This window comes from Marinilabilia salmonicolor (genome assembly GCF_003003035.1).
GTDB lineage: Bacteria > Bacteroidota > Bacteroidia > Bacteroidales > Marinilabiliaceae > Marinilabilia > Marinilabilia salmonicolor_A.
This window is the reverse complement of record NZ_PVTS01000001.1, coordinates 311,417-332,325: the sequence shown is the minus strand read 5'-3', so window position 1 is coordinate 332,325 and position 20,909 is coordinate 311,417. Positions and strand designations below refer to the sequence as shown.

The following is a 20,909-nucleotide window of genomic DNA, read 5'->3' as shown; positions in this document are numbered from 1 at the left end:
AGAAATAATACCAAAAACACCCATAACCAAACCAAAGAATCAACAATCATGAAATTAAAAAATCCTTTCGTAATTGTCGGCCCTTTCTTAATCGTTCTTATCCTTGGTTTTGCCTATACTCAGGTAAAAAAAGACCAATTCGGCCAGTTAAAATATGAGGAATTTGAAAAGCCCGGAAAATGTGCAACCTGCCATGATGGTTTTTACCAGCAGTGGGATCAGTCCATGATGTCTAAAGCATATTCGCATCACTGGGACGAAATTGAATACTTTAAACTTGCAGTGGCGCATTCGGAAAATGATCCCGCCATGAAAGGGGTACACGAGGGTTGTAACGGCTGTCACACACCCATGGCATATATGGCCGGTGATGTTCCTCCGCCCCATCCCTCGGAAAACTCCCGGGCCAATGAAGCTGTCTCCTGCGATGTCTGCCATACCATCAAAAGCATAACAGGAGATACTTCTTACAACCACAACTTCGTAATGGAGCCGGGTAACACCAAATTCAGTTCCCGTAAAGGAAAAGTAACTTCGCCCGAACATCAGATCGTCAAAAGCGACCTTCACAGCACAGCCCGGTTTTGCGGCACCTGTCATAACGAGAAAAGCGGCTTTGGCGCCTGGGTAAAGTCCACCCAACTGGAATGGGAAGAAGGGCCCTACTCGGACGAAGGAGTACGCTGCCAGGATTGCCACATGACCAAAGCCAATCTGAAAACGGCACGAATGGGAGATACGTACCCCGATACCAAACTGCACTTATTCCACGGAGCTCACGACCCGGGAAAACTTAACGGAGTTGTCGAGATCAGGATTTATCCCGATGTCAAAGAGGTTGTTCCGGGAGATTTAGTGGTATTTGACGTGATGCTTTTCAATCAGAAAACAGGGCATAAATTCCCGACCGGTTCGGTGGAGGACCGCATAGTATGGCTTCATGTGGAAGCAGAAGATGAGAAAGGCAATGTATATCACCTTCCGGTGGATAAAAAAGGTTTTGAAGGCGAAGAATATACCATTGCCAGTGATGCCCTGGCTTACCAGGATCTGGGAATACCTCTGAAAAAAGACAATTTCGAAGGTGTGCAAAGGGAAGATGTCCCGGTGGGCGACCGGATTTTCAGGTTGCCGTATTTCGATCCCCAGGGGCGTATGACCATGATGCAATGGAATACTAAATCGCTTGGCGTGGATTACCGCTTTGGCCCCAGAGAAACCAAAGTTGAAACCTACACTTTCAATTTACCTTTTGACGTTGCCCCTGGGAAACTAAAAGTATCTGCCGTGATGAACTACCGGCTGCTGGTAAAACCTGTAGGTGAATTACTGGAGGTTCCGGAAGAGGAGTATGCAATACATGAAATTAATCGTCAGTCAACCGAAGTAACTGTTTTACCCTAAATAGTATCTGTTCATAAGGCGCTGTTTGCTGCGTTAAGCTTGTCCGAAAAGTACTCATTCCGAAGTAGCTTTTGTAAGGTTTTTCTTAAAAAAAATAACAAAAAGCACATACGGAACTCCGTTTTTTTCGGACTTCGCAAGCCTTGTAAATAAATCCTTCTGAACAGGCACACGAGCGATAAGATTAATTTATCGTCTTTAGAGACCGACACTAATAATGTCTGTCCACCAAATTCCAGTTACTGCATGTTCATTTCATCCGTATAAAATTAATTTTTCAAGGTCGGATGGAACTCGCATGCAAGGAATTTATACATTGTCTTTTGTGACACCCCTTGCCATGCTCATTTCATATGTAAATCACGCATTTTCCAACAGTGCAAGCTGTGTAAATGGAACCTGGGAAACAGATACATGATTACTTAACACACATTGTCCGCTTTTTTGACGGACACTAAATCACAATATTATGGAAAAGAGAAGTTTTATTTTCGTTTTTCTTCTGACAATGGCCCTGAGCCTGATGACAGAACACACTCAGGCTATTCCGTCCTTTGCACGTAAATACAGACTAAGTTGTACCACTTGTCACAGTCCTTCAGTTCCAAAATTGAAAGATTATGGCGACAGTTTTGCCGGAAATGGCTTCCGTTTGGAAGATGAAGAATCGCCGAGATTTTTTGTCCCCGCAGGTGATGATAAATTATCTCTAATCCGTGATTTTCCAATGGCTGCCCGCTTCGACGGCTTTCTTGCCCAAAATGTCAACAATAGTGAAAGAGCAGATTTTCAATCGCCATATATCCTAAAACTGCTAACGGGGGGTGAACTATCGGATCGGATCTCCTATTATTTCTATTTTCTCTTTTATGAAAGAGGAGAAATAGGCGGAGTGGAAGATGCATTCCTTATGTATAACAACCTTTTCGGTATTGATTTCGATGTATATCTTGGTCAGTTTCAGGTGTCAGATCCTTTGTTTAAAAGGGAACTGAGACTAACCCTGGAAGATTATCGGCCTTACATTGCTCAGATTGGGACATCAGGAATAAACCTTTCGTACGACAAGGGCGTCATGCTTACCCTGGGGCTGGAAACTGGAACTACCATTGTGGGCCAAATTGTTAACGGCAATGGCATTCCAGAAGCGGAAAATCATGTATTCGACGATGATAAATATAAGGACGTTTTGGTTCGCGTATCCCAGGGAATAGGAGATCAGTTAAGCATCGGGGCATTCGGCTATTTTGGTAAAGAGGCTCTTGCCAATGATGCCGGGGAGGAAATAACAAATGAAGCCTTTATTTTTGGCCCCGACATTACCTTTGCACCCTCATTCATGTTTGAAGTGAATTTGCAATATATTTTGCGGGAAGATTCCGAGGTGTTTCCTGACATGGGCAGTGCAAATCCAATGCAGGATGTACTGACCAACGGAGCCATTGCCGAAATCATTTACAGTCCAAAGGGCGACAACAGCAACTTCTATTTTGCCGGACTGTTGAATTATGTAGAATCAGATTTTGATCCTGCCGATTATAAGTCTTACACTCTTCACACAGGCTACATCGCCCGAAGAAACGTCAGACTTGCTGCCGAAATTTCACTGGTGGACAAAAACCAGCAGGATCCTTTTGGGGTCTTTAGTCTCGGATTTGTTTCGGCTTTCTAAAAAATAATCTCATTTTTCTACCATGACACCAGAAAAATGCCCTGCGAATAACTTCCCGCAGGGCTTTTTCATATGCCCTATTTAAGCCAGGTTAATTGATTGCCCGTATGCAACAATATATTGTCAGCATTATGTCTTTTGCTTCATTCGCATTCAAATATTCCAAATCAGAAAGAAGTAAAGATAATTTGGGTCAATAGTTTTCTAAATAACATTTTCATCATTGTCAGAGGTTAAAACTTCAACTAATGCATCTATTAAGTCGGGAACACTGTTCTGAATGGCCGTTTTTTCGTGATTTTTAATCTCATGCATTTTTTCAAAAAGTATTTCCATCCATTTATCAAGAATCTCATCTTTTTTGAACAAATTATCCCGGCAGTGCGCATGTCAGGACTCCGTTTTTTTTTAATTATTGGGGTATTTATTTTTTGGGGAACCCGCATGGAATATGCCCAGGTAAAGTTTCAGTCATTCCTGTCTCACTATACAGCAAAAGACCTTTTAATGAAGGATTTTGAAACTCTTAGACCTGAAGGTTCTCTAAAAAAGGCTGTGGATCTGCCACTTAAAACACCACAGGCAGGTTTTCTTGTAAAAAGCGGAGATGATGTGGCCACAATTCTGTCCAAGAATGACATTATCAAAGGTCTTTCAAAACACCATGAAGAGGTTAATGTACGACCACAGGTAATTACCAGCGATTTCAAAAAGGTAGAGGCCAACAAATCACTTCGTAATATTTTTCAGACTATGCAGAAAAAGAAAATACAAATGCTGCCGGTTTATGAGCATAATAAAATGATTGGCGTTATTGATATGGAAAATATTCACGAATTCATGATGATCCGGTCTGCTCAGGATTAAGCTGACCGGAAAAGTTTTTTTTTTGAAGACCAGTTAAAAAAAACAGATTACACCTCATGTCTCATGTAAGGTTATGAAAAAAACGCTGCCGGCTGGCAGCGCTTTTTCATATCTCCTTTGATATTTTCAATAATCCGAAATTTTTACTCTGAAAAAGTCCCGATAATATCTTCCACTTTGACAGAATTTTGTTCTCCGGTTCCCATGTTTTTAAGTGTAACGGTCCCGGCATTCATCTCTTCTTCGCCCACCAATGCCACAAAAGCGATATTTTTCTTGTTGGCATAAGTCATTTGCTTTTTCATTTTGGCACTGTCGGGGTAAACCTCCACCTTCAGTCCTTCATTGCGAAGTTGAGCAGCAATTTTCAGACAATGTGCCCCCTCTTTATGACCAAAATTCACAAACATTAGTTGAGTCGTAGTGGTTACTTCGGGAGGATAAAGCTCCAACTGGTTCATCACATCAAAAATACGGTCGGCACCAAATGAAATACCTACTCCGGAAACATTTTTAAGACCAAAAATCCCGGTCAGGTCATCATAGCGTCCCCCACCTGTAATACTTCCAATCTGCATATCAAGAGCCTTCACCTCAAAAATAGCTCCTGTATAATAATTGAGCCCACGCGCCAGAGTGAGGTCCATCTCCACCCCTGTTTCCACATCAAGACTATCCACAAGAGTCAGCACCTCACGGAGCTCTTCCACCCCTTTTGTTCCTACCTCCGACGAAACAAGAATGTTGGCCAGCTGGTCGAGTTTCCCGCTATTGGAACCACTAAGTGAAAGAATAGGCTGAAGTTTTGCAATCGCATAATCAGTCAGACCCTTTTCGGATAATTCGGCATTCACTTTCTCCAGACCGATTTTCTCCAGTTTATCAATGGCCACTGTGATGTCTGTCAACCGCGAGGCCTCTCCGATAATTTCGGCAATACCCGCCAGAACTTTACGATTGTTGAGTTTAATAACCACCCGGATTCCCAATTTCTGGAAAACCTCATCCACAATCTGAATCAGTTCCACTTCATTAAAGAGGCTATCGCTTCCAATCACATCCACATCGCATTGGAAAAACTCACGATAACGCCCTTTCTGTGGCCTGTCGGCTCTCCAAACCGGCTGAATCTGATATCGTTTAAAAGGGAAAGAAAGCTCATTCTGATGCTGCACCACAAAACGTGCAAAGGGTACGGTCAAATCGTAACGAAGCCCTTTCTCACTAATCTGCCCGGTTACCCGGTTCGAATCTTTTTGGGCCAGCAGGCCATCATCAGCCTTATTTAGAAAATCCCCTGAATTGAGAATTTTAAAAAGAAGTTTATCCCCTTCATCGCCATATTTCCCCAGCAAAGTATCGAGGTTTTCCATGGCCGGTGTTTCGATAGGCATGTAGCCATATCGTTGAAAAACTTCCTTGATAGAATCGAAGATATAATTGCGCCGAACCATTTCGTCGGGCGTAAAATCGCGTGTTCCTTTAGGTATTGATGGTTTCTGAGCCATTGTCGATGCATTATTTAAATTCGGCTGCAAATTTAGGAATAATTCGGGAAGTGACTAAGAAATACCCACTAACCGTATATCAAAATACAAAACAGCATTGGGAGGAATCTTATTTCCGGTTCCTTTTCGGCCCCAGGCCAAATCCGACGGAACCCAGAATTTATAGCGACTCCCCACGGACATGAGTTGCAGACCTTCCTGCAAACCCTCAATCAACTCATTCAGGGGAACAATAGATGTCTGATTGGCCCGGTAGGTGTCTTCCAGAATGGTGCCGTTGAGCAACAAAGCACGCTGATGAATCTCTACGGTACTCCACTCATCGGGTTTTTCACCTTCTATCTCTTCCACAATCGTGTACTGAAGGCCACTTTCAGTCTCTTTTACCCCGGGCTTCTTACCATTCTGTTCCAGAAAGTCCTCACCGGATTTCCGGTTATTTCCGGCGGAACCTTTACTTTTTTGACGTTTTTCTCTTCTTGCCATTGAATTTGAGATTAAAATTGAGATTAAGGCTGAAGCGGACAAATCTCAAAGATTGGTCCACTTCGTTTACAAGAACCTGCAAAGAAAGGAATTACCTGATAGAAAGGGAAAAATTAAGTATGATAAAATTATTTGCTGAATATGCTTCTCATCCTTTTTCGGATATTTTTAATGGAGATAGAATGTTTGGCAGTACCCTGGTCTCCCAGCAAAAATGCATAGGGTTTCATGGCCTCCACATGAGAGAAAACAATCCGTGCAATGGCCAGAAAAGGAACAATAAGTAACATGCCGGGAATACCCCAAATAAGACTGGCCGCAACCAGGCCGGTAATGATGAAAAACGGATTTACCCGAACATTACCACCCACGATATTGGGTGTTAAAATATTGTTTTCAATAAACTGAATAATAATGAAAAGAATCACCACATGAAATGCCATAGTGGGGTTATTTTCTCCTACCAGTGCAAACAACAGAGGTACAAGTCCGCCGAGTAAGGTGCCGAAATAAGGAATAAAATTAAACACTGCAGAAATAATTCCAAGGGCAATGGGATACCGAATTCCCACAATCATGAGTCCGGTGGAATTGATGATGCAAAGAATAAAAACCACCGCCAAAACACCGGCCATATAGCGTCCGAAAACTCTGGAGACTTCCCTTAGAACACTGATTACCTCCTGTCTGTTTTCCCTTCCAAAAATCATCATTATAAAATAGGCAAACTTGGTTCGGTAATAGAGAAACAGAAAGATATAAACCGGCAGTAGGCCAAAACTCACAATAGTACTGGTGGTGGCATTAAAAATATCCTGCACATATTGCCCCCCCGATGCCAAAAGATTTCCTGCCTGTTCTTTTATCAGATTACGTGTTTCCTCCTTATCAAAACCGAAATGCTCACTGATTCCTGAAATGGAATCGGCAAGATTTCGAAGTCCACTCTCAGCCAATTGGGGCAAATCCCCTGCAATGGGTGTAATTTTGCTATACCCAAACAAACCAAGGCTGAATAATATGCCCAACCCAAGTATAATGGCAATAAAATTGGCCAGAATTCGTGGAATTTTGTGCTTTTCCAACCAGTTACCCACAGGAAAAAACAAATATGACAACAAAAAACCGAAGGCAATTGGCCATAAAAAATTGCGGACGGCGATAAGTCCGTAAACAAAAAGTATCAGAGCCAGAAGGACAAAGCTAATTCTCTGAACAAAACTGAAGCGTCTTTCCGACTTTTTATATTCGTTGGTATCTCTCATCAATTCGATTGTTTCCGTTGCTTGCACGAAGTTAATAAATTAACCTCATAAGGGAAATCGGAAAACACAAACTACACAACCTGACCTAAACTTTTTAAATTACCAATAATCCTTTTCCAAAATATGAGCTGTTCCTCTTTTAGGATTCTTTTATCCATTTATCCTTTTTAATTATCTTTGCACCCGATAATCAACAAAGGAAATCGATAAGATGAAGTACCACCTGATTACACTGGGATGCCAGATGAATATTGCCGACAGTGAGCGTGTAAGTGCTGTTTTGGAGAAAATGGGTTACGAGCGAACCGACAATGAAGAAGAAGCCAATCTACTCGGGATGCTGGCCTGCTCGGTTCGTCAGAAACCTATCGACAAAGTATATAACAAGATAGCTCAATGGAACCGATGGAAAAACAGGCGCAACCTCATTACTTTTATATCGGGGTGCATTCTGCCCACCGACAAAGAGAAACTCCTGAAACAGTTCGATATCATATTTGCCATGAGCGAATTGCCGCAGCTTCCCGACATGATTCGGAATTACGGCGTCGTCAATGAAGCATCACTCAGTTTGCCGAAACTTCGGACGCCAAAAAACGAGAACATCATTGGACTTTGGGGCATCAAACCCAAATACCACTCCTCTTTCGAAGCTTTTGTCCCCATACAGAACGGATGCGACAAATTCTGCACTTTCTGCGCTGTGCCTTACACCCGGGGAAGAGAAGTTTCGCGCCCTTCGGAAGAAATTGTTGATGAAGTGCGCCATCTGGTAAATCAGGGCTACAAGTCAATTACGCTGCTGGGGCAGAATGTAAATTCCTACGGTCTGGACAAAAAAGGAGAAGAAATCTCTTTTGCCGAATTACTTCGAAAAATCGGTGAACTGGGAAATGCTTCTGAAGAAGAATTCTGGGTTTATTTCACCTCTCCGCATCCTCAGGACATGAACCGGGAAGTCATCGAGGTCATTGCACAATACCCCTGTCTGGCAAAACAGATTCACTTGCCGATGCAAAGCGGAGACGACAAAGTGCTGATAAAAATGAATCGCAAACACTCCATGACTAAATATCGTCAGATTGTGCAGGATATCCGGGAACTGATTCCCGAATCAACACTCTTTACCGATATCATTGTGGGTTTTACCGGTGAGGATGAAAAAGCCTTTCAAAATACCGTGGCTGCTGTAAACGAATTCAAATTCAATATGGCCTTCATTGCCATGTATTCGCCACGTCCCGGAGCTGCCAGCTATCGTTGGGATGATGAGGTGAATCAGGAAGTAAAAAAGGAGCGGCTTCATACGCTGTCTGAAACCATGAAACAGCACACCAGAGTTTACAATGAGCAACTTGTGGGCAAAACCCTGAAGGTTCTGGTCAATGGAAAAGACAGGAAAACGGGCTTTAGCAACGGACTAACAGAAGGCAAGATTACGGTGCGCCTCGACCGATACGCACCCGAACTGATGGGCAAAATTATAGATGCAAAAATCACTTCTGCAGCAGACATGTCACTCAGCGGGGAACTTTCAGAAGTTTATACGGCAAAGGAAGCGTAGGCTTCATCAAAATAACAAACAGTTAATTAGTTTCTGACCAGAAACAGAGCTAAAAACAAATTGTGCTTAGTTTATAGACAAGCACTAATTAAACTCACCTATGGATTCTGTCATCTCAGCAAAAACACCTCAATCAATAACCCTTTCACCCGGCGCAGGTCGCAAGGTGGCATTTAAAACGTTAGGTTGTCGCCTAAACCAGTATGAGACCGATGCACTGGCCACACAATTCGACCTGGCAGGATATCAGATTGTTGATTTCAAAGACAAAGCTGATATCGTGGTAGTGAATACCTGCACGGTGACCAACCAGAGCGACCAAAAGTCACGTAACCTCATCAATCAGGCAGCCCGCAACAACAAAGGAGCTGTGGTAGTGGTGACCGGATGCATGGCCAACAATCACAAGGAACAACTGGAAAGTGACCAAAAAGTCACTTATGTGGTGGAGAACAACCGCAAAGGAAATATTCGTGATTTGGTGGACGCTCACCTGAAAGGAGAAATTATTCATCCTTCTGACACCAGCGGTGATGTATTCCGATATAGTGCCGTTGACAAGAGTCTGCATACCCGTAGCGCCATAAAAATACAGGATGGATGCGATAACTACTGCACCTTCTGTATTATCCCGACAGTGAGAGGTCGGGCTGTCAGTCGGCCACTGCCTCAAATTCTGGAAAATGTAAAGCAAACGCTCGATAACGGTTTCAAAGAGCTGGTAATAACCGGGGTAAACATCGGACGATACCGATGGGAAGATAAAACCTTTGAAGATGTGGTGGAAGCCATTCTCAATATCCCGGGAGATTTCCGGGTGCGCATCTCATCGCTGGAGCCCGATGGGTTTGGCGAACGGTTCTACAATCTTTTCAAACACCCCAGGCTGGCGCCCCATCTGCATCTTTGTCTGCAAAGCGGTTCCGACAGTGTTTTGCTGCGTATGCGGCGCATGTACAGCCTGAAAACATTTGCATCCATCCTCGAACGCTTCAGAAAAGTGCGTCCCGATTTTAATTTCACAACCGACATGATTGTGGGCTTCCCCGGTGAAACCGTTGAAGATTTTCAGGAAAGTATGGATGCCGTAAAACGCTTTCAGTTTAGTCATGTCCACACGTTCAAGTACTCTGTTCGCCAGGGAACCCGTGCGGAGCGAATGGAAAATCAGGTGCCTGAAAAAATAAAAACCTCACGTTCAGCAGCCATCAGAGAACTGTCTGAAAAGAATCAGAAAAAATATTACACCAGGTTTGTGGGCCAAAAAGAGCGGGTTCTGATAGAGAAAATTGATAAAAACGGGTTCGCTACCGGATATGGAGAACATTATATCCCTTTCCGCTTTAAGGCCGATGGCATGGAAAAGAACACCTTCCAAACCGTTCGGGCCATCCGGGTGGAAGGCGAAGGTGACAAAGTAAGACTCTTTGGTGAACCGGAGTAAGAAAAAATCAGAAAATCAACACCGGCCCCTGGCACATGGACTATTGGTCACAAAAAAGCCAAAGAATCCACCCAAAACTACATGTTTTACTATTTCGTTGAATGTCATGGTTTCCATGGATTGACCTCCCGTAAAGTAGTAATATCCAAATCCGGCAACAGCTCCCACCGCAATACTGATGAGTGATGTTTTAAAATGCTTCGATTTCAAAAGGCCTTTGATGCCTTTCTCCCCTTCTAATTCTAATTTCTTAAACTGCATAATCTCTTTTTTATGCAAATATATAAATATTTAAATATTATTCTATAGTCTGACTTTCTTCATTCAGAAAAGTATTCGTGCTCTCCCCTCCTTAGCAAGATTTTCTCTTTCTCCGATTTCTTTTCCCTTTACCTTTCTTTTCCCTTTACCTTTTTTCGTAACTTAATCGTCTGGTTAAAAGCACCTCATCAACTAAAGACTCGCATATAGTTTTCACTGTTTATCCGGACAATTCTACTCACCACCACTTATTTAAAGGGCCAGGAATCCAAAGAGGTTGTGGCCTTGCCAATAGATAAGCCATTGACCATTGATGCAATGCTGGATGAAGCATGCTATCAGCAAGTCTCTCCCGCTACAGATTTTCTGCAACTGGCACCCCATAACGGAGATCCATCATTTCAACCATCAGAAGTCTGGTTCTTTTATGATCAAACAGCCATGTATGTAGGTGCGATGCTGCATGACAATCAGCCGGACAGATTATTCATACGGCTACGTGGATTGCAATGATTCGGAAGACAGCATCTATATGCACGGAGAAATGTAAGACTATTCGAAAACCAGATTGAAATGGCCCTTGCCTTCAATAATGCCCTGAGTATGCGCTTGCGGGGTCGCCATTACTGGTCGTCTGTAAACAATCAGGAATACTATCTGCTATCGGAGGATGGCTCTTTGACCTCTTATGGTGATATGCTGAGGATGCCACGGCTGCCGTATCATCGCTTTGTTGCCAACAGTTTTAATTTTATTCTGGTTTTTGCAATCGTTTTTATTGCTCTATCGTGTCTTTTTGCAAATTCTGGTAAATCCTTATTTAGTCAGCCCATTACCATAATGATTGTATTATGCGTATCTTCAAGTTTGTTTAAATCCTAAGAGACTGGTTCGTGATGAAAGATTCTATTCCTAAAATCCCGAATTTTATTAATCGGTGCTGATATTTTATTTCGCTGCCGTTGTTTCTTTTCAACGTATGGGAATGCTTTTCTTAGAGGTTTCCATAGAATTCTTTAGTATTAAGCATTTAAAAGTCTAACCCAGAAACCTAAAGTCAATTCTGCAACAACCTTATTTGCAGAAATATTTTCATCTCTATTTGCTATATGTTTTTTTGCTGTATTAATACTATTCTTTAAATTTTTTAATCCAGGAACAGATTCAATCTTAAGATACCAATCTTTTGTTCCAAAGTATCCTGTGAGTTCACGATTTAAACTATTTCTCAGCGCAACTTCAAAGATTGACAAAACGGAATAAAAGGATTCTGACAATTCAATGTTTAAATGATAATGTTCGATTGCTTTGAATTCATTATCAGGGTATCTCTTAAAGTATTTTTCCATTCTTTGAGTTGAAAATACCTTCTCATAAAATTGTCTATTCATAAACTTTTTCTTGATCTTTGTATCAAGCAGTCCCGGTAGTTCCTCTCCCAGATATTAGATGCTGGTGATGAATCCGGGTTTTTTTATGCTTTAAAATTAACAATTCTTCTGCTTTTCCCCATAAATTTTTTCTGTTTAGCAGGTCGTCTTTAAAATGGGCCCCAACCTCCCGGCTAAATGCGTCTGAGCGTGGTTTCAGCCCAGCTATAGATTAATCAGCTTGAACGCATGGGAGAGGGTAAACCGAAACTCTCAATATGCTATGGATGCCACGACTGGCGTATGATAGCTTTGTTGCCGGCTGGCATTCTATACTATTTTTTCAATTCATAATTTGTACTTCTTCCTCCTTCGGGTTCCTTTTGTAATATATTCTTTTTTATCAAGTCGTTAATGTCTCGAATTGCTGTGTCTTTTGAACACTTGGCCATTTTAGCCCATTTCATCGAGGTCAGTTTACCTTCAAATCCATCCAGAATTTTGTTTAATACTTTTCTCTGTCGTTCGATAATAATTGTTTTGGAGTGTCTTCTCCAAAAATCCGCTTTAAATAAAACCCGGGTCAAAATTTTATCTGTTGCATTTAAAGCATTAATCAAGCAATTTAAAAACCATTTTATCCATTCGGTTATGTCAAGGTTTCCTTTTTGGGATTTTTCAAGAATTTCATAGTATCCTTTTCTTTCTACTCTAATTTGAGCAGACATGCTATAGAATCGTTGAGTACTTTTGTCTGATTGGGCTAACAGCATATCAGTTAATGCTCTTGCAATTCGTCCATTCCCATCTTGAAAAGGGTGAATTGTTACAAACCAAAGATGTGCGATTGCTGCTTTTATTACTAAATCAATATTCTTCTCTTGGTTGAACCATTTTAAAAATTGATTCATTTCATTTTCTATTAAATCTGCATCTGGTGCCTGGAAGTGAACCTTTTCTCTTCCCGCAGAACCCGAAACAACTTGCATTTGTCCCGCTGTGTCTTTTCTCCAGTCTGCCACCGTTATCTTAAAGATTCCACTTCGTCCCATTGGAAACAGCGCAGCGTGCCAATCAAAAAGTCTATCTTTAGCTAATGGTTTGAAACAATTATTGGTAGCATCAATCATCATTTCGACCATTCCATCGACGTTTCTATCGGACGAAATTGCTCCAGCGAATTCCATTCCTAATCTCTGTGCAATTGAAGAACGAACTTGCTCGGGATTTAAAAGCTCTCCTTCTATCTCTGATGATTTTAATACATCTAAAGTTAAAGTTTCAAGTAATGCTTCATCTCGCAATTCAAATCCCAGAGATTCCATTTTGCCAATCAAGCGACCTTGCAGATTTCTGGTTTCACTTAGAAGGTTGACAAATTCATTACTATTCCATGTGAAATTTGGCCAATTCTCTTTTTGATGTATATAATTCTCCATTCGTCTTAATATTTGCAACAAATATACGCTTTAATCGTTGCAAAACAATTTTATCGTTGCATTTATTGCATTGAATAATGGGTTTATTCGTTGCATTGTCTTGTTCCTATGCTTGCAGGCAACGTCCCGGCTATGTGCGCCTGGGCATGGCTTTCAGACCAGCTGTGGATTTATCAGCTCGAATGCAGGGTTTTGGGTAATGCAAAGCCCTCAATATGCTGTGGATGCAACGTCTGGCGTATATAGCTTTGTTACCATGCGTTTTAATTATTCTTATTTATTAAGTTTACAATAACTTTTATCATTGTTTCTTTTTCTTCGGGTTTACTTACAGCAATCATAAGTGTTAATGCGACTAATGTATTATCTGCAATTCTTTTATTTCCAAATTCATTAAAGAGTAGACCATTTTTTTCTAAGAAATATAAAAACAAAAATGCTGCAATCCGTTTATTTCCATCGGTAAATGAATGATTCTTGGTTATGAAGTATAAAAGGTTTGCTGCTTTTTCTTCTATACTCGGATATAGCTCTATTCCTTGGAAGGTCTGATAAATTGTTGCAATAGAACTTTTAAATGATTCATCTTTTTCATGACCAAATAAATCACTGTTTCCATAGGTATCTTTAACTATTCGTATCTGTTTAATTGCATCTTTATAGGTTAGATGAAACAACTCCTTTTCTGATGTATTATTGATTTCAAGCTTTTGATAATCATATTGGTCTAATACATCTAATGCGTAGGAATAATCAGTTATGATTTTTAATAATCCGATGCTTTCGTTATTGGAGAGTGTTTTGAAGTTTAGGCCTTTGTCCAGTATTCTTACTGTTTTTTGGAGCTCTTTTAGTTGTTCATTCTTTTGGGCTAATCGCTGCTCATTTATTGCATAACCTTTTATTAAATATTCTTTCAATTTTTGGGTTGCCCATTTTCGAAATTGAATACCCCTTTTGGAATTTACTCTATATCCTACAGAAATAATTGCATCAAGATTGTATAAGTTGAGTTTTCTTTTTACTCTCCTTTTACCTTCTTGTTGAACTACCGAGGATTCCTCGGTAGTTGATTCTGTGTCTAATTCTCCCGATTTATAGATGTTTCTAAGGTGGAGACCAATTGTGTCCGTATTTTTATCGAAAAGATGTGCCATTTGTTTTTGCGATAGCCATACGGTTTCTTTTTCAAACTTAACTTGAACCTCTGTTACTCCATCTTCGGATTGAAATATTTCAATTTCTGTGTCTTTCATTTTTTGTTTTTTCCAAACTACTAATTTAAAGATTGTTTTGTGTACGAATGCTTGTCTGGTGAGAATTTCTGTTTAAATGCAGGCAACTACTTTATAAATGCACCTAAACACTTATTTTTTTTTGTAAAATTTCAACTTTCTTAAATCAAACTTATTTCATCCGTTTAAAATTTTGTAATTATATGATAAAGAACTAATTAAAAATTTGAGAACGAATGGAACCGCTTCGCTCTCGCATAATATTCTTTTAAACATATTCTCTTGTGATATTTATATTTAAAAAATATCATGCTCGTTTCATCAGTAAATAATTTATCTAAGTTATTGGTCTGATGGAACTCGCATGGGTGATTGTTTACATTCTCTTTTGTGGCAATCGTTGCCATGCTAGTTTCATCAGTAAAAATTCATCTAAGTCATTGGTCTGATGGAACTCACATGTGAAAAATTTATACATTCTCTTTTGTGGCATTCTTTGCTCGTTTCATAAGGTTCAAATAAGGAAACCACCATTAATCACGCAACCGAACACAGGGTTACAACAAAAACTCCTTACAATCGCCCTCTCCTAACTCATAGACTTTATCAATGAAGCCAATCTGAATCTGAGGTGAGCGTCCCGACTCAAACGAGACCTCGACCCGGTGCTGAGTGAAATGCAACCAAATCCAATGCCCGCGGTATCGAATACGCATATTAAAGCCTTTAATCTCTTTAGGCAACCGGGGATTCAACCAAAGGATTCCACCCCTGATTTCCAATCCGGTGTAGCAACGTTGAATCATATCCACCGTGCCTGCCATGGCGCCAAGATGAATCCCCTCGGCTGTTGTTCCTCCCTGTATGTCTTCAAAATCGCTCTTCAGGGATTCTTTAAAAACCTGATAAGATTCTTCTCTGTCGGTGCGTGAAAACACCCAGGAAAACACCAGTCTGCTCAGGGTTGAGCCATGGGAACTGCGGTCAATGTAATATTTTACCGTTTCCGGAATGGTGCTGCGGTCAAAATGATAACCCATACGACGGAACAACGCCTCCATTTCATCAGCCGATAAAAGATAAAAAAGCATCAAAACATCTGCCTGTTTGCTCACCTTATATCGATTGGGACTGTCACCCTCGGCTTTCAGGATGCGATCCAAACGTTGAATATCACCATACTTCTTTTTGTAGTGCTCAAAATCCAGTTCTTTTAAGTTATCATACCCCTCAAACTGGCTGATGATGCCATTTTCCATAAACGGCACATACATTTTTCGACTAATTTGCTGCCACCTTTCAATTTCATCATCATCGATTTTCAACTCTGCAAACAACTCCCGTTTCCTGGTATCCGAAAGCAAATCCACAAAATCAAGAGCTGTTCGAAGCACCCAAACAGCCATCACATTGGTATAGGCATTGTTGTTCAACCCCGATTTCTCAGAATCAGGATATTCGGTATGGAATTCATCCGGCCCCACAACTCCGTGAATCTCAAATCGTCCACGCTTATCATTAAATACAGCAATGCTTGACCAGAAACGGGCTATTTCAAACATCATCTCTGCCCCATAAGCCATCAAAAATTCTATATCCCGTGTGGCCTCATAATACTGATAAATATTGTAGGCAATGGCCACCCCCACATGACGCTGTAGGTATGTGTTGTCCGGGTCCCAGTTTCCGGATTGGGGATTCAGGTGCACCACCTGACTCTCCTCCCTCCCGTTACTTCCGCTCTGCCAGGGAAACATAGCACCTTTATAGCCGGCAGCTTTTGCCGCCCTACGTGCGGCCGGCAACCGATGATATCGGTACATCAAAAGAGAACGGGCAAGCTCGGGCAACTGAAAATTCAGAAAGGGAAAAACAAACAGTTCGTCCCAAAAGATATGTCCCCGGTAAGCTTCGCCGTGCCAACCCCGTGCGGGAACTCCCACATCCAGTCCGATTGTATTGATAGAAGCGGTTTGAAGAATATGAAATATATGGAGACGCAGAATCATTTGGGTCTGATCGCCGTCTTTAATGTCAATATCGCATCGATACCACAACTCCGCCCATGATTGTGAATGCGCTTTCAGCAATTCGGAAAAGCGTCCGGCTTCGGATAATGCATCACGAGCTTCCAACACCGGTTCAGTAATTGCCCGGTCACGTGAAGAAAAAACAGAAACAATCTTTTCGATGGTAAGAGGTCTTTTCTCCTCACATTCCAGTGTAAAAATATTTGCCACATACCCCACTTTTTTAAAAAAATCACTCTCTACGGAAACCGCCTTGCCATTTTTATAAATTCGTGTGCGTGCGGCCTGAACCATTCTGGTTTTTGACTGATTGGCCTGAACGCGCAAATAGATGGTATCGTCCTCAAACTGACCAACTTCCAGGGGTTGCAGATGTATTGAAGAAAGATCCCGATACCGGAGAACCCCACTATTTATCACAGTCCCGTCAAGCGCTGAGCGAATCTGAATTTTTCCCGACCAGTTCTCCGGAGTCAGCGTCCACTCAATACCAGCCAGATGACGATTTTTCATATTCACAAAACGACGGGCAACCAATGTCGATTCTTTCCCGTCCTTTTCCCGGAATCTCATACTCCGCATCATGATCCCACCATACATATCCAGTTCCTGACGATAAAATAAAAGCTCTACATCATCAATTTTAAACCAGTTTCCATCGTCATGTCTGAACGAAAGGGGCAGCCAATTTGGCCAGTTTACCAAATCTTCATTTTCTACAATCCGTCCTGAAACTTCAGAGCGGGCACGATTATACCCACCCGCCATATATGTCCCGGGATAATGGATATCCCCGGCAGCACATTCTTCGGCGGCGGCACGTGTGGCTACATAGCCATTTCCCAAAGTAAACAAGGCTTCCCGAAGTGGTTCGTGGTCGGGAATATAATCTTCGTAAATAACTTTCCACAGATTATTTTCCTTCATAATGTTATGTTTTTTAGAGGAAGAATTCCTATTCCTGATGATTAGCCAAGAAGTAATCCAAGCCCATGATGTGGCAACCTTTTCGGACCAATACGGTTTTACTAATATCCCGAATGCTCAAAAAAACAATTCGTAAATTCCTCCAATGCAGGAATAATCCATACAGTTCGATTTTCTTAAATTTAGCAAGAAATATCAAAATACCAATGATATCTTTGCAGTCAAAGTGAGTTATTATGGCAATGAAAGACTACAGAAATCTGAGAAAGGCACTGGGGAAAGAGGAAGAATGGCCCCAACTTTATATGTTTAAATTTATCGTACCCAATCAACACGGGAAAGTGGACAAAGTAGTTTCCATGCTTCCGGAAGAAAGCGACATCTCTTTTAAACACACCAAAAGTCTCCGGCATGTTTCGGTAACCTGCAAAGCAATGATGAGTCATCCGGATGATGTAATAACCATTACTCAAAACGTTACTGCCCTCGAAGGCGTGATGGCATTATAAAATATAAAAGCACCGAAAGGAAACATCCAGCCGGTGCTTTTTTTATGGGAAATTCAGCAATGCTTCTCCCTATTCCCGGGGCAGTATCTTAATGGCAATGCCTTTCAGAGTTTGCCATCCTGCTGCATCGGTCAGTCTTACCATAAAGTGATAATCACCCGTATCCGCATCTTCGGGGACAAAAACATCTACCTCCGCCTCATACAAAGTCAAGCCTGAAGGAATATTGTACTCCTCAATCATGTGAAACGGATTAACAGGATTCCTTTCCGGCTCCATTTCACATTCAACCGCATCGGTGCTGTGGGTGTGATGGTCAAAATTATCGTGCGCCTCAATGCTGAAAGCATCCAATTCTTCATTGTCGGTAAACACAGCCCTGAAAGTAAAAGTCTCCCCGGGATGTACCACAGAGCAATTTACCGGAAAAGCATCACCTCCTGACATATCAACAACCGGATACATATCGTCCTTATCATCGCTGCAGGATGAAAAAAGGAAAAACGAAATCATCAACACACTCAAGAAAATTCTCATCATCAAAAAATTTTAAATATTTACCAATAATTAAAAGGAAACACTCATTGAAACAATAAAATTACGTCCGGGCCCCGGAGCTTCTATCAGTCGATAAAAACTGGTATGATCCAGATACCGGACATCAAACAGGTTTCGTATCTGAAAACGCCAGTTGATTTGCGCCGCGCCGACCTTACGGGATGCCCCTGCCAATATGGAAGTCAGCCCATATCCCGGAGTTTTCTTTTCGGGAGGAACTATCTCATTCTGAGCTGCAACAAAGCGATACCCCCCTCTAAGTGTCAGGTTTTCAAATGCCCTAAAAGAAGGATGGGTATATTCCAGAGAAAAATCGGTCGTCCAGGGAGGTGAAAACGGTAACGTAAACCCCTCTTTATCTCCTGTCAATTGCCGGGAGTAAACATATTCCGATTCCAGAGCGCTTTTCAGTCGGTCAGAAATCCGATATTGCATCATCAACTCACCTCCTGCACGAAACACCTCATTTTCCTGATATTTGAAGCTTTGCAAACCCTGCTCAAAACCGCCTTCCGGTCCCAGATAAATATAATTTGGGAACCAGGCCCAAAAGGGGTTTATCTCAAACCCAAAGGATTTCCATTCCTGTCCAACCGCGGCATCCAGTTGCCACGATACCTCAGGCGAAAGATTTATATCCCCCTCCTCGTAACGGTACATGTGGTAGTTCATTCCATTTGCCGCCAGTTCTTTGGGGAGTGGCATGCGAAAGCCGTTGCCTAAATTCAGTTTAAAAAACAATTTTTCCTGATGATAGTTGACACCCAGGGCCCAGCTCACAAAGCTGAAATCCCGGTCGGCATCAGGTGCTCTGAGAATATACTCTTCTCCATTTTCACCAGGACTCACAAACCAATCGCGATGCGGCTCAATCTGAATCCGGGAAAAATCATAACGAATACCGGCATTAACAACCCAGGGAGGGGTCAGGAAAATTTTATCGTGAATGAACAAACCCGATTCAGTACTTTCAAATGCAGGAATAATAAATCCCCAGCCGTCAATTTCATTCACCTGACGCTCCACATCTCCGCCAACAGTAAGGTTGTGACGTCCGATTTCAGGAATTTTCCAGCGCACATTAACACTGCCGGTCTCCTTTTGGAACCACCGCTCCAGATTATCCGGCGGTTTTGGCATGTAACCATGCGCCACAGCCTCAGAGAATTCCTCACGCAGATTGTGTTGCCATCCTGCATTGATTCGTATTTGATGAGCACCTGGAGAAATCGTGGTATTGCTCGTCACTTTTCGATGACGCACCTGCTGATATGGCAAGTCTATGGTTCGTGAAGAGCGGTCATAATCGATGGAAGAAGTTCTAATTTCCAATCCGTGCGCATTAGCAAAAAAACCGCTTTTGCCATTAAGCTGACTAACTGTAAGTCGGGTCGTTAATTTATCTGAAGTCCACCCTAAAGCCAGGTTGCCATTATTCTCATATCCGGCGGTATTGCGCATCGCACCGTCATGGAGCCGAAAATAATATGAATAGTACTCGATACTATCGGCAGGCACGCGGTAATCGGCATAATCTACAGCCGACACTCTGGCCCGTAAAAACAAGTGATTCCATCTCTTAAAAAGTGCTACAGAACCACCAATCGACTGATTATTGCTACGACCAGTGAGATCCACCGCAACACCTGAAGAATTCTGTCCGGGAATTGAAAAACTACGCATCTCAATAACCCCACCAATAGCACCGGAACCATACATCAGAGATGCCGGTCCTTTAATTACTTCCACATTTTCAACCCCGTACTGGTCAATTTCCAGGCCATGGTCAGCTCCCCATTGCTGCCCCTGATGTGCCACCCCGTTTTCTGCCACCACCACACGATCGAAGCCAAGGCCCCGAATCAAGGGCTTCGATTGTCCTGAACCAATATCGATGGAACTGATGCCGGGCAACCGCCTGAGGGTCTGCATCAAACTTCCGGAACGATTATCCTCGATAAATTTCCGATCCACAACCGCCACACTTCGTGAATCTTCCCTGTTCAAAATACTTCGATAGGTTCCTTCCACCACCACTTCGTTCAGCGAATGATCTTCACGCTGCAAAGAAATATGCAGCGGCACCTGTTCGTTGATGTCAATTTCTCTTAACCAGGGCTCATAGCCCAAAAAAGACACCTCAACCACATATTTTCCGGAAGAAATATTTTTTATCAAAAAAGCCCCGTCTTCATCGGTCACCGTCCCCAGCCCCAAGGATTTGATGTGAACCACTGCCCCCGGCAAAGGATCATTGTGCTGACAAGTAACCACCCCTTGCAGTGATAAACTTGACTGGCCCGTTAACCCTGAACTCACCAACAGCAGCAACCACAGAAAAACACTTTTCATATTCAACACCATCATAAA

Annotated in this window: 18 protein-coding genes and 1 pseudogene; 8 read left to right on the top strand and 11 right to left on the bottom strand. The window is 42.0% G+C overall.

Translation table 11 applies throughout. The annotated features are described in order from the left end of the window. The first annotated feature begins 48 nt into the window (after window positions 1-48). Entirely contained in the window at window positions 49-1,404 is a 1,356-nt protein-coding gene (locus BY457_RS01405) for a multiheme c-type cytochrome (RefSeq protein ID WP_106151546.1), read from the top strand. Window positions 1,405-1,873: 469 nt separating this feature from the next. Further along, window positions 1,874-3,076 carry a hypothetical protein gene (locus tag BY457_RS01400; protein WP_106151545.1) on the top strand — a complete coding sequence of 401 codons (1,203 nt, stop codon included), beginning with the start codon at window positions 1,874-1,876 and terminating at the stop codon, window positions 3,074-3,076. A 204-nt stretch (window positions 3,077-3,280) separates the two neighbouring features. On the opposite strand, the gene BY457_RS19310 is transcribed toward BY457_RS01400, so the two are convergent. Continuing rightward, on the bottom strand, window positions 3,281-3,445 hold the full coding sequence (locus tag BY457_RS19310; protein WP_374956689.1) for an RsbRD N-terminal domain-containing protein: 165 nt from the start codon (window positions 3,443-3,445) through the stop codon (window positions 3,281-3,283). A 138-nt stretch (window positions 3,446-3,583) separates the two neighbouring features. On the opposite strand from BY457_RS19310, the gene BY457_RS18940 reads away from it, so the two are divergent. Continuing rightward, complete coding sequence (locus BY457_RS18940; protein WP_181256302.1) at window positions 3,584-3,943, top strand: CBS domain-containing protein; 360 nt, start codon at window positions 3,584-3,586, stop codon at window positions 3,941-3,943. Between the two features lie 143 nt (window positions 3,944-4,086). Here the strand turns inward: BY457_RS18940 and hisS are convergent, their stop codons facing one another. The 3 genes from hisS to BY457_RS01380 form a co-directional block, all read right to left on the bottom strand. Next, entirely contained in the window at window positions 4,087-5,451 is a 1,365-nt protein-coding gene (gene hisS, locus BY457_RS01390; protein ID WP_106151543.1) for a histidine--tRNA ligase, read from the bottom strand. A 54-nt stretch (window positions 5,452-5,505) separates the two neighbouring features. Continuing rightward, complete coding sequence (locus BY457_RS01385) at window positions 5,506-5,937, bottom strand: FKBP-type peptidyl-prolyl cis-trans isomerase (protein ID WP_106151542.1); 432 nt, start codon at window positions 5,935-5,937, stop codon at window positions 5,506-5,508. Between the two features lie 128 nt (window positions 5,938-6,065). Continuing rightward, on the bottom strand, window positions 6,066-7,202 hold the full coding sequence (locus BY457_RS01380; protein WP_106151541.1) for an AI-2E family transporter: 1,137 nt from the start codon (window positions 7,200-7,202) through the stop codon (window positions 6,066-6,068). Window positions 7,203-7,413: 211 nt separating this feature from the next. On the opposite strand from BY457_RS01380, the gene miaB reads away from it, so the two are divergent. Both miaB and mtaB read left to right on the top strand, forming a co-directional pair. Further along, complete coding sequence (gene miaB / locus BY457_RS01375; RefSeq protein ID WP_106151540.1) at window positions 7,414-8,766, top strand: tRNA (N6-isopentenyl adenosine(37)-C2)-methylthiotransferase MiaB; 1,353 nt, start codon at window positions 7,414-7,416, stop codon at window positions 8,764-8,766. 100 nt (window positions 8,767-8,866) lie between these two features. Further along, the gene (gene mtaB / locus BY457_RS01370; protein WP_106151539.1) at window positions 8,867-10,210 is read left to right on the top strand and encodes a tRNA (N(6)-L-threonylcarbamoyladenosine(37)-C(2))-methylthiotransferase MtaB; all 1,344 of its coding nucleotides are present in this window, start codon (window positions 8,867-8,869) and stop codon (window positions 10,208-10,210) included. 15 nt (window positions 10,211-10,225) lie between these two features. Here the strand turns inward: mtaB and BY457_RS01365 are convergent, their stop codons facing one another. After that, window positions 10,226-10,471, bottom strand: coding sequence for a hypothetical protein (locus tag BY457_RS01365; RefSeq protein ID WP_106151538.1), 246 nt, complete (start codon window positions 10,469-10,471; stop codon window positions 10,226-10,228). Window positions 10,472-10,756: 285 nt separating this feature from the next. Here BY457_RS01365 and BY457_RS01360 point away from each other — a divergent pair, with 285 nt between their 5' ends. Further along, window positions 10,757-10,984 carry a hypothetical protein gene (locus BY457_RS01360; RefSeq protein WP_106151537.1) on the top strand — a complete coding sequence of 76 codons (228 nt, stop codon included), beginning with the start codon at window positions 10,757-10,759 and terminating at the stop codon, window positions 10,982-10,984. Between the two features lie 21 nt (window positions 10,985-11,005). After that, window positions 11,006-11,353 (top strand): annotated as a pseudogene (locus BY457_RS01355) (DUF5916 domain-containing protein); the annotation flags it as partial. A gap of 140 nt (window positions 11,354-11,493) precedes the next feature. Here the strand turns inward: BY457_RS01355 and BY457_RS01350 are convergent. The 4 genes from BY457_RS01350 to BY457_RS01330 form a co-directional block, all read right to left on the bottom strand. Then, a complete protein-coding gene (locus BY457_RS01350) occupies window positions 11,494-11,862 on the bottom strand; it encodes an Abi family protein (RefSeq protein WP_106151535.1) in 369 nt (122 codons plus the stop codon). A 314-nt stretch (window positions 11,863-12,176) separates the two neighbouring features. Further along, window positions 12,177-13,280, bottom strand: coding sequence for a Fic family protein (locus BY457_RS01345; RefSeq protein ID WP_106151534.1), 1,104 nt, complete (start codon window positions 13,278-13,280; stop codon window positions 12,177-12,179). A gap of 263 nt (window positions 13,281-13,543) precedes the next feature. Next, on the bottom strand, window positions 13,544-14,536 hold the full coding sequence (gene rhuM, locus BY457_RS01340) for a virulence protein RhuM/Fic/DOC family protein (protein WP_106151533.1): 993 nt from the start codon (window positions 14,534-14,536) through the stop codon (window positions 13,544-13,546). A gap of 536 nt (window positions 14,537-15,072) precedes the next feature. Then, a complete protein-coding gene (locus BY457_RS01330) occupies window positions 15,073-17,472 on the bottom strand; it encodes a glycoside hydrolase family 65 protein (protein WP_106151532.1) in 2,400 nt (799 codons plus the stop codon). A gap of 236 nt (window positions 17,473-17,708) precedes the next feature. Here BY457_RS01330 and BY457_RS01325 point away from each other — a divergent pair, with 236 nt between their 5' ends. Further along, on the top strand, window positions 17,709-17,981 hold the full coding sequence (locus BY457_RS01325) for a DUF493 family protein (protein WP_106151531.1): 273 nt from the start codon (window positions 17,709-17,711) through the stop codon (window positions 17,979-17,981). A gap of 69 nt (window positions 17,982-18,050) precedes the next feature. Here the strand turns inward: BY457_RS01325 and BY457_RS01320 are convergent, their stop codons facing one another. Both BY457_RS01320 and BY457_RS01315 read right to left on the bottom strand, forming a co-directional pair. Continuing rightward, window positions 18,051-18,521 (bottom strand): DUF4625 domain-containing protein, encoded by a 471-nt coding sequence (locus BY457_RS01320; protein WP_106151530.1) that lies wholly within the window; start codon window positions 18,519-18,521, stop codon window positions 18,051-18,053. Window positions 18,522-18,548: 27 nt separating this feature from the next. Continuing rightward, the gene (locus tag BY457_RS01315) at window positions 18,549-20,891 is read right to left on the bottom strand and encodes a TonB-dependent receptor (protein WP_181256294.1); all 2,343 of its coding nucleotides are present in this window, start codon (window positions 20,889-20,891) and stop codon (window positions 18,549-18,551) included. Window positions 20,892-20,909: the final 18 nt, after the last annotated feature.

Excerpts from the sequence above, each read along its gene's own strand:
- BY457_RS01385 (WP_106151542.1), bottom strand. The coding sequence starts at position 5,937 with ATGGCAAGAAGAGAAAAACGTCAAAAAAGTAAAGGTTCCGCCGGAAAT.
- BY457_RS01345 (WP_106151534.1), bottom strand. The coding sequence starts at position 13,280 with ATGGAGAATTATATACATCAAAAAGAGAATTGGCCAAATTTCACATGG.
- BY457_RS01365 (WP_106151538.1), bottom strand. The coding sequence starts at position 10,471 with ATGCAGTTTAAGAAATTAGAATTAGAAGGGGAGAAAGGCATCAAAGGC.
- BY457_RS01325 (WP_106151531.1), top strand. The coding sequence starts at position 17,709 with ATGGCAATGAAAGACTACAGAAATCTGAGAAAGGCACTGGGGAAAGAG.
- rhuM (WP_106151533.1), bottom strand. The coding sequence starts at position 14,536 with ATGAAAGACACAGAAATTGAAATATTTCAATCCGAAGATGGAGTAACA.
- BY457_RS01380 (WP_106151541.1), bottom strand. The coding sequence starts at position 7,202 with ATGAGAGATACCAACGAATATAAAAAGTCGGAAAGACGCTTCAGTTTT.
- mtaB (WP_106151539.1), top strand. The coding sequence starts at position 8,867 with ATGGATTCTGTCATCTCAGCAAAAACACCTCAATCAATAACCCTTTCA.
- BY457_RS01330 (WP_106151532.1), bottom strand. The coding sequence starts at position 17,472 with ATGAAGGAAAATAATCTGTGGAAAGTTATTTACGAAGATTATATTCCC.
- BY457_RS01400 (WP_106151545.1), top strand. The coding sequence starts at position 1,874 with ATGGAAAAGAGAAGTTTTATTTTCGTTTTTCTTCTGACAATGGCCCTG.
- hisS (WP_106151543.1), bottom strand. The coding sequence starts at position 5,451 with ATGGCTCAGAAACCATCAATACCTAAAGGAACACGCGATTTTACGCCC.
- BY457_RS01405 (WP_106151546.1), top strand. The coding sequence starts at position 49 with ATGAAATTAAAAAATCCTTTCGTAATTGTCGGCCCTTTCTTAATCGTT.
- BY457_RS01350 (WP_106151535.1), bottom strand. The coding sequence starts at position 11,862 with ATGAATAGACAATTTTATGAGAAGGTATTTTCAACTCAAAGAATGGAA.
- BY457_RS18940 (WP_181256302.1), top strand. The coding sequence starts at position 3,584 with ATGAAGGATTTTGAAACTCTTAGACCTGAAGGTTCTCTAAAAAAGGCT.
- miaB (WP_106151540.1), top strand. The coding sequence starts at position 7,414 with ATGAAGTACCACCTGATTACACTGGGATGCCAGATGAATATTGCCGAC.
- BY457_RS01315 (WP_181256294.1), bottom strand. The coding sequence starts at position 20,891 with ATGAAAAGTGTTTTTCTGTGGTTGCTGCTGTTGGTGAGTTCAGGGTTA.
- BY457_RS01320 (WP_106151530.1), bottom strand. The coding sequence starts at position 18,521 with ATGATGAGAATTTTCTTGAGTGTGTTGATGATTTCGTTTTTCCTTTTT.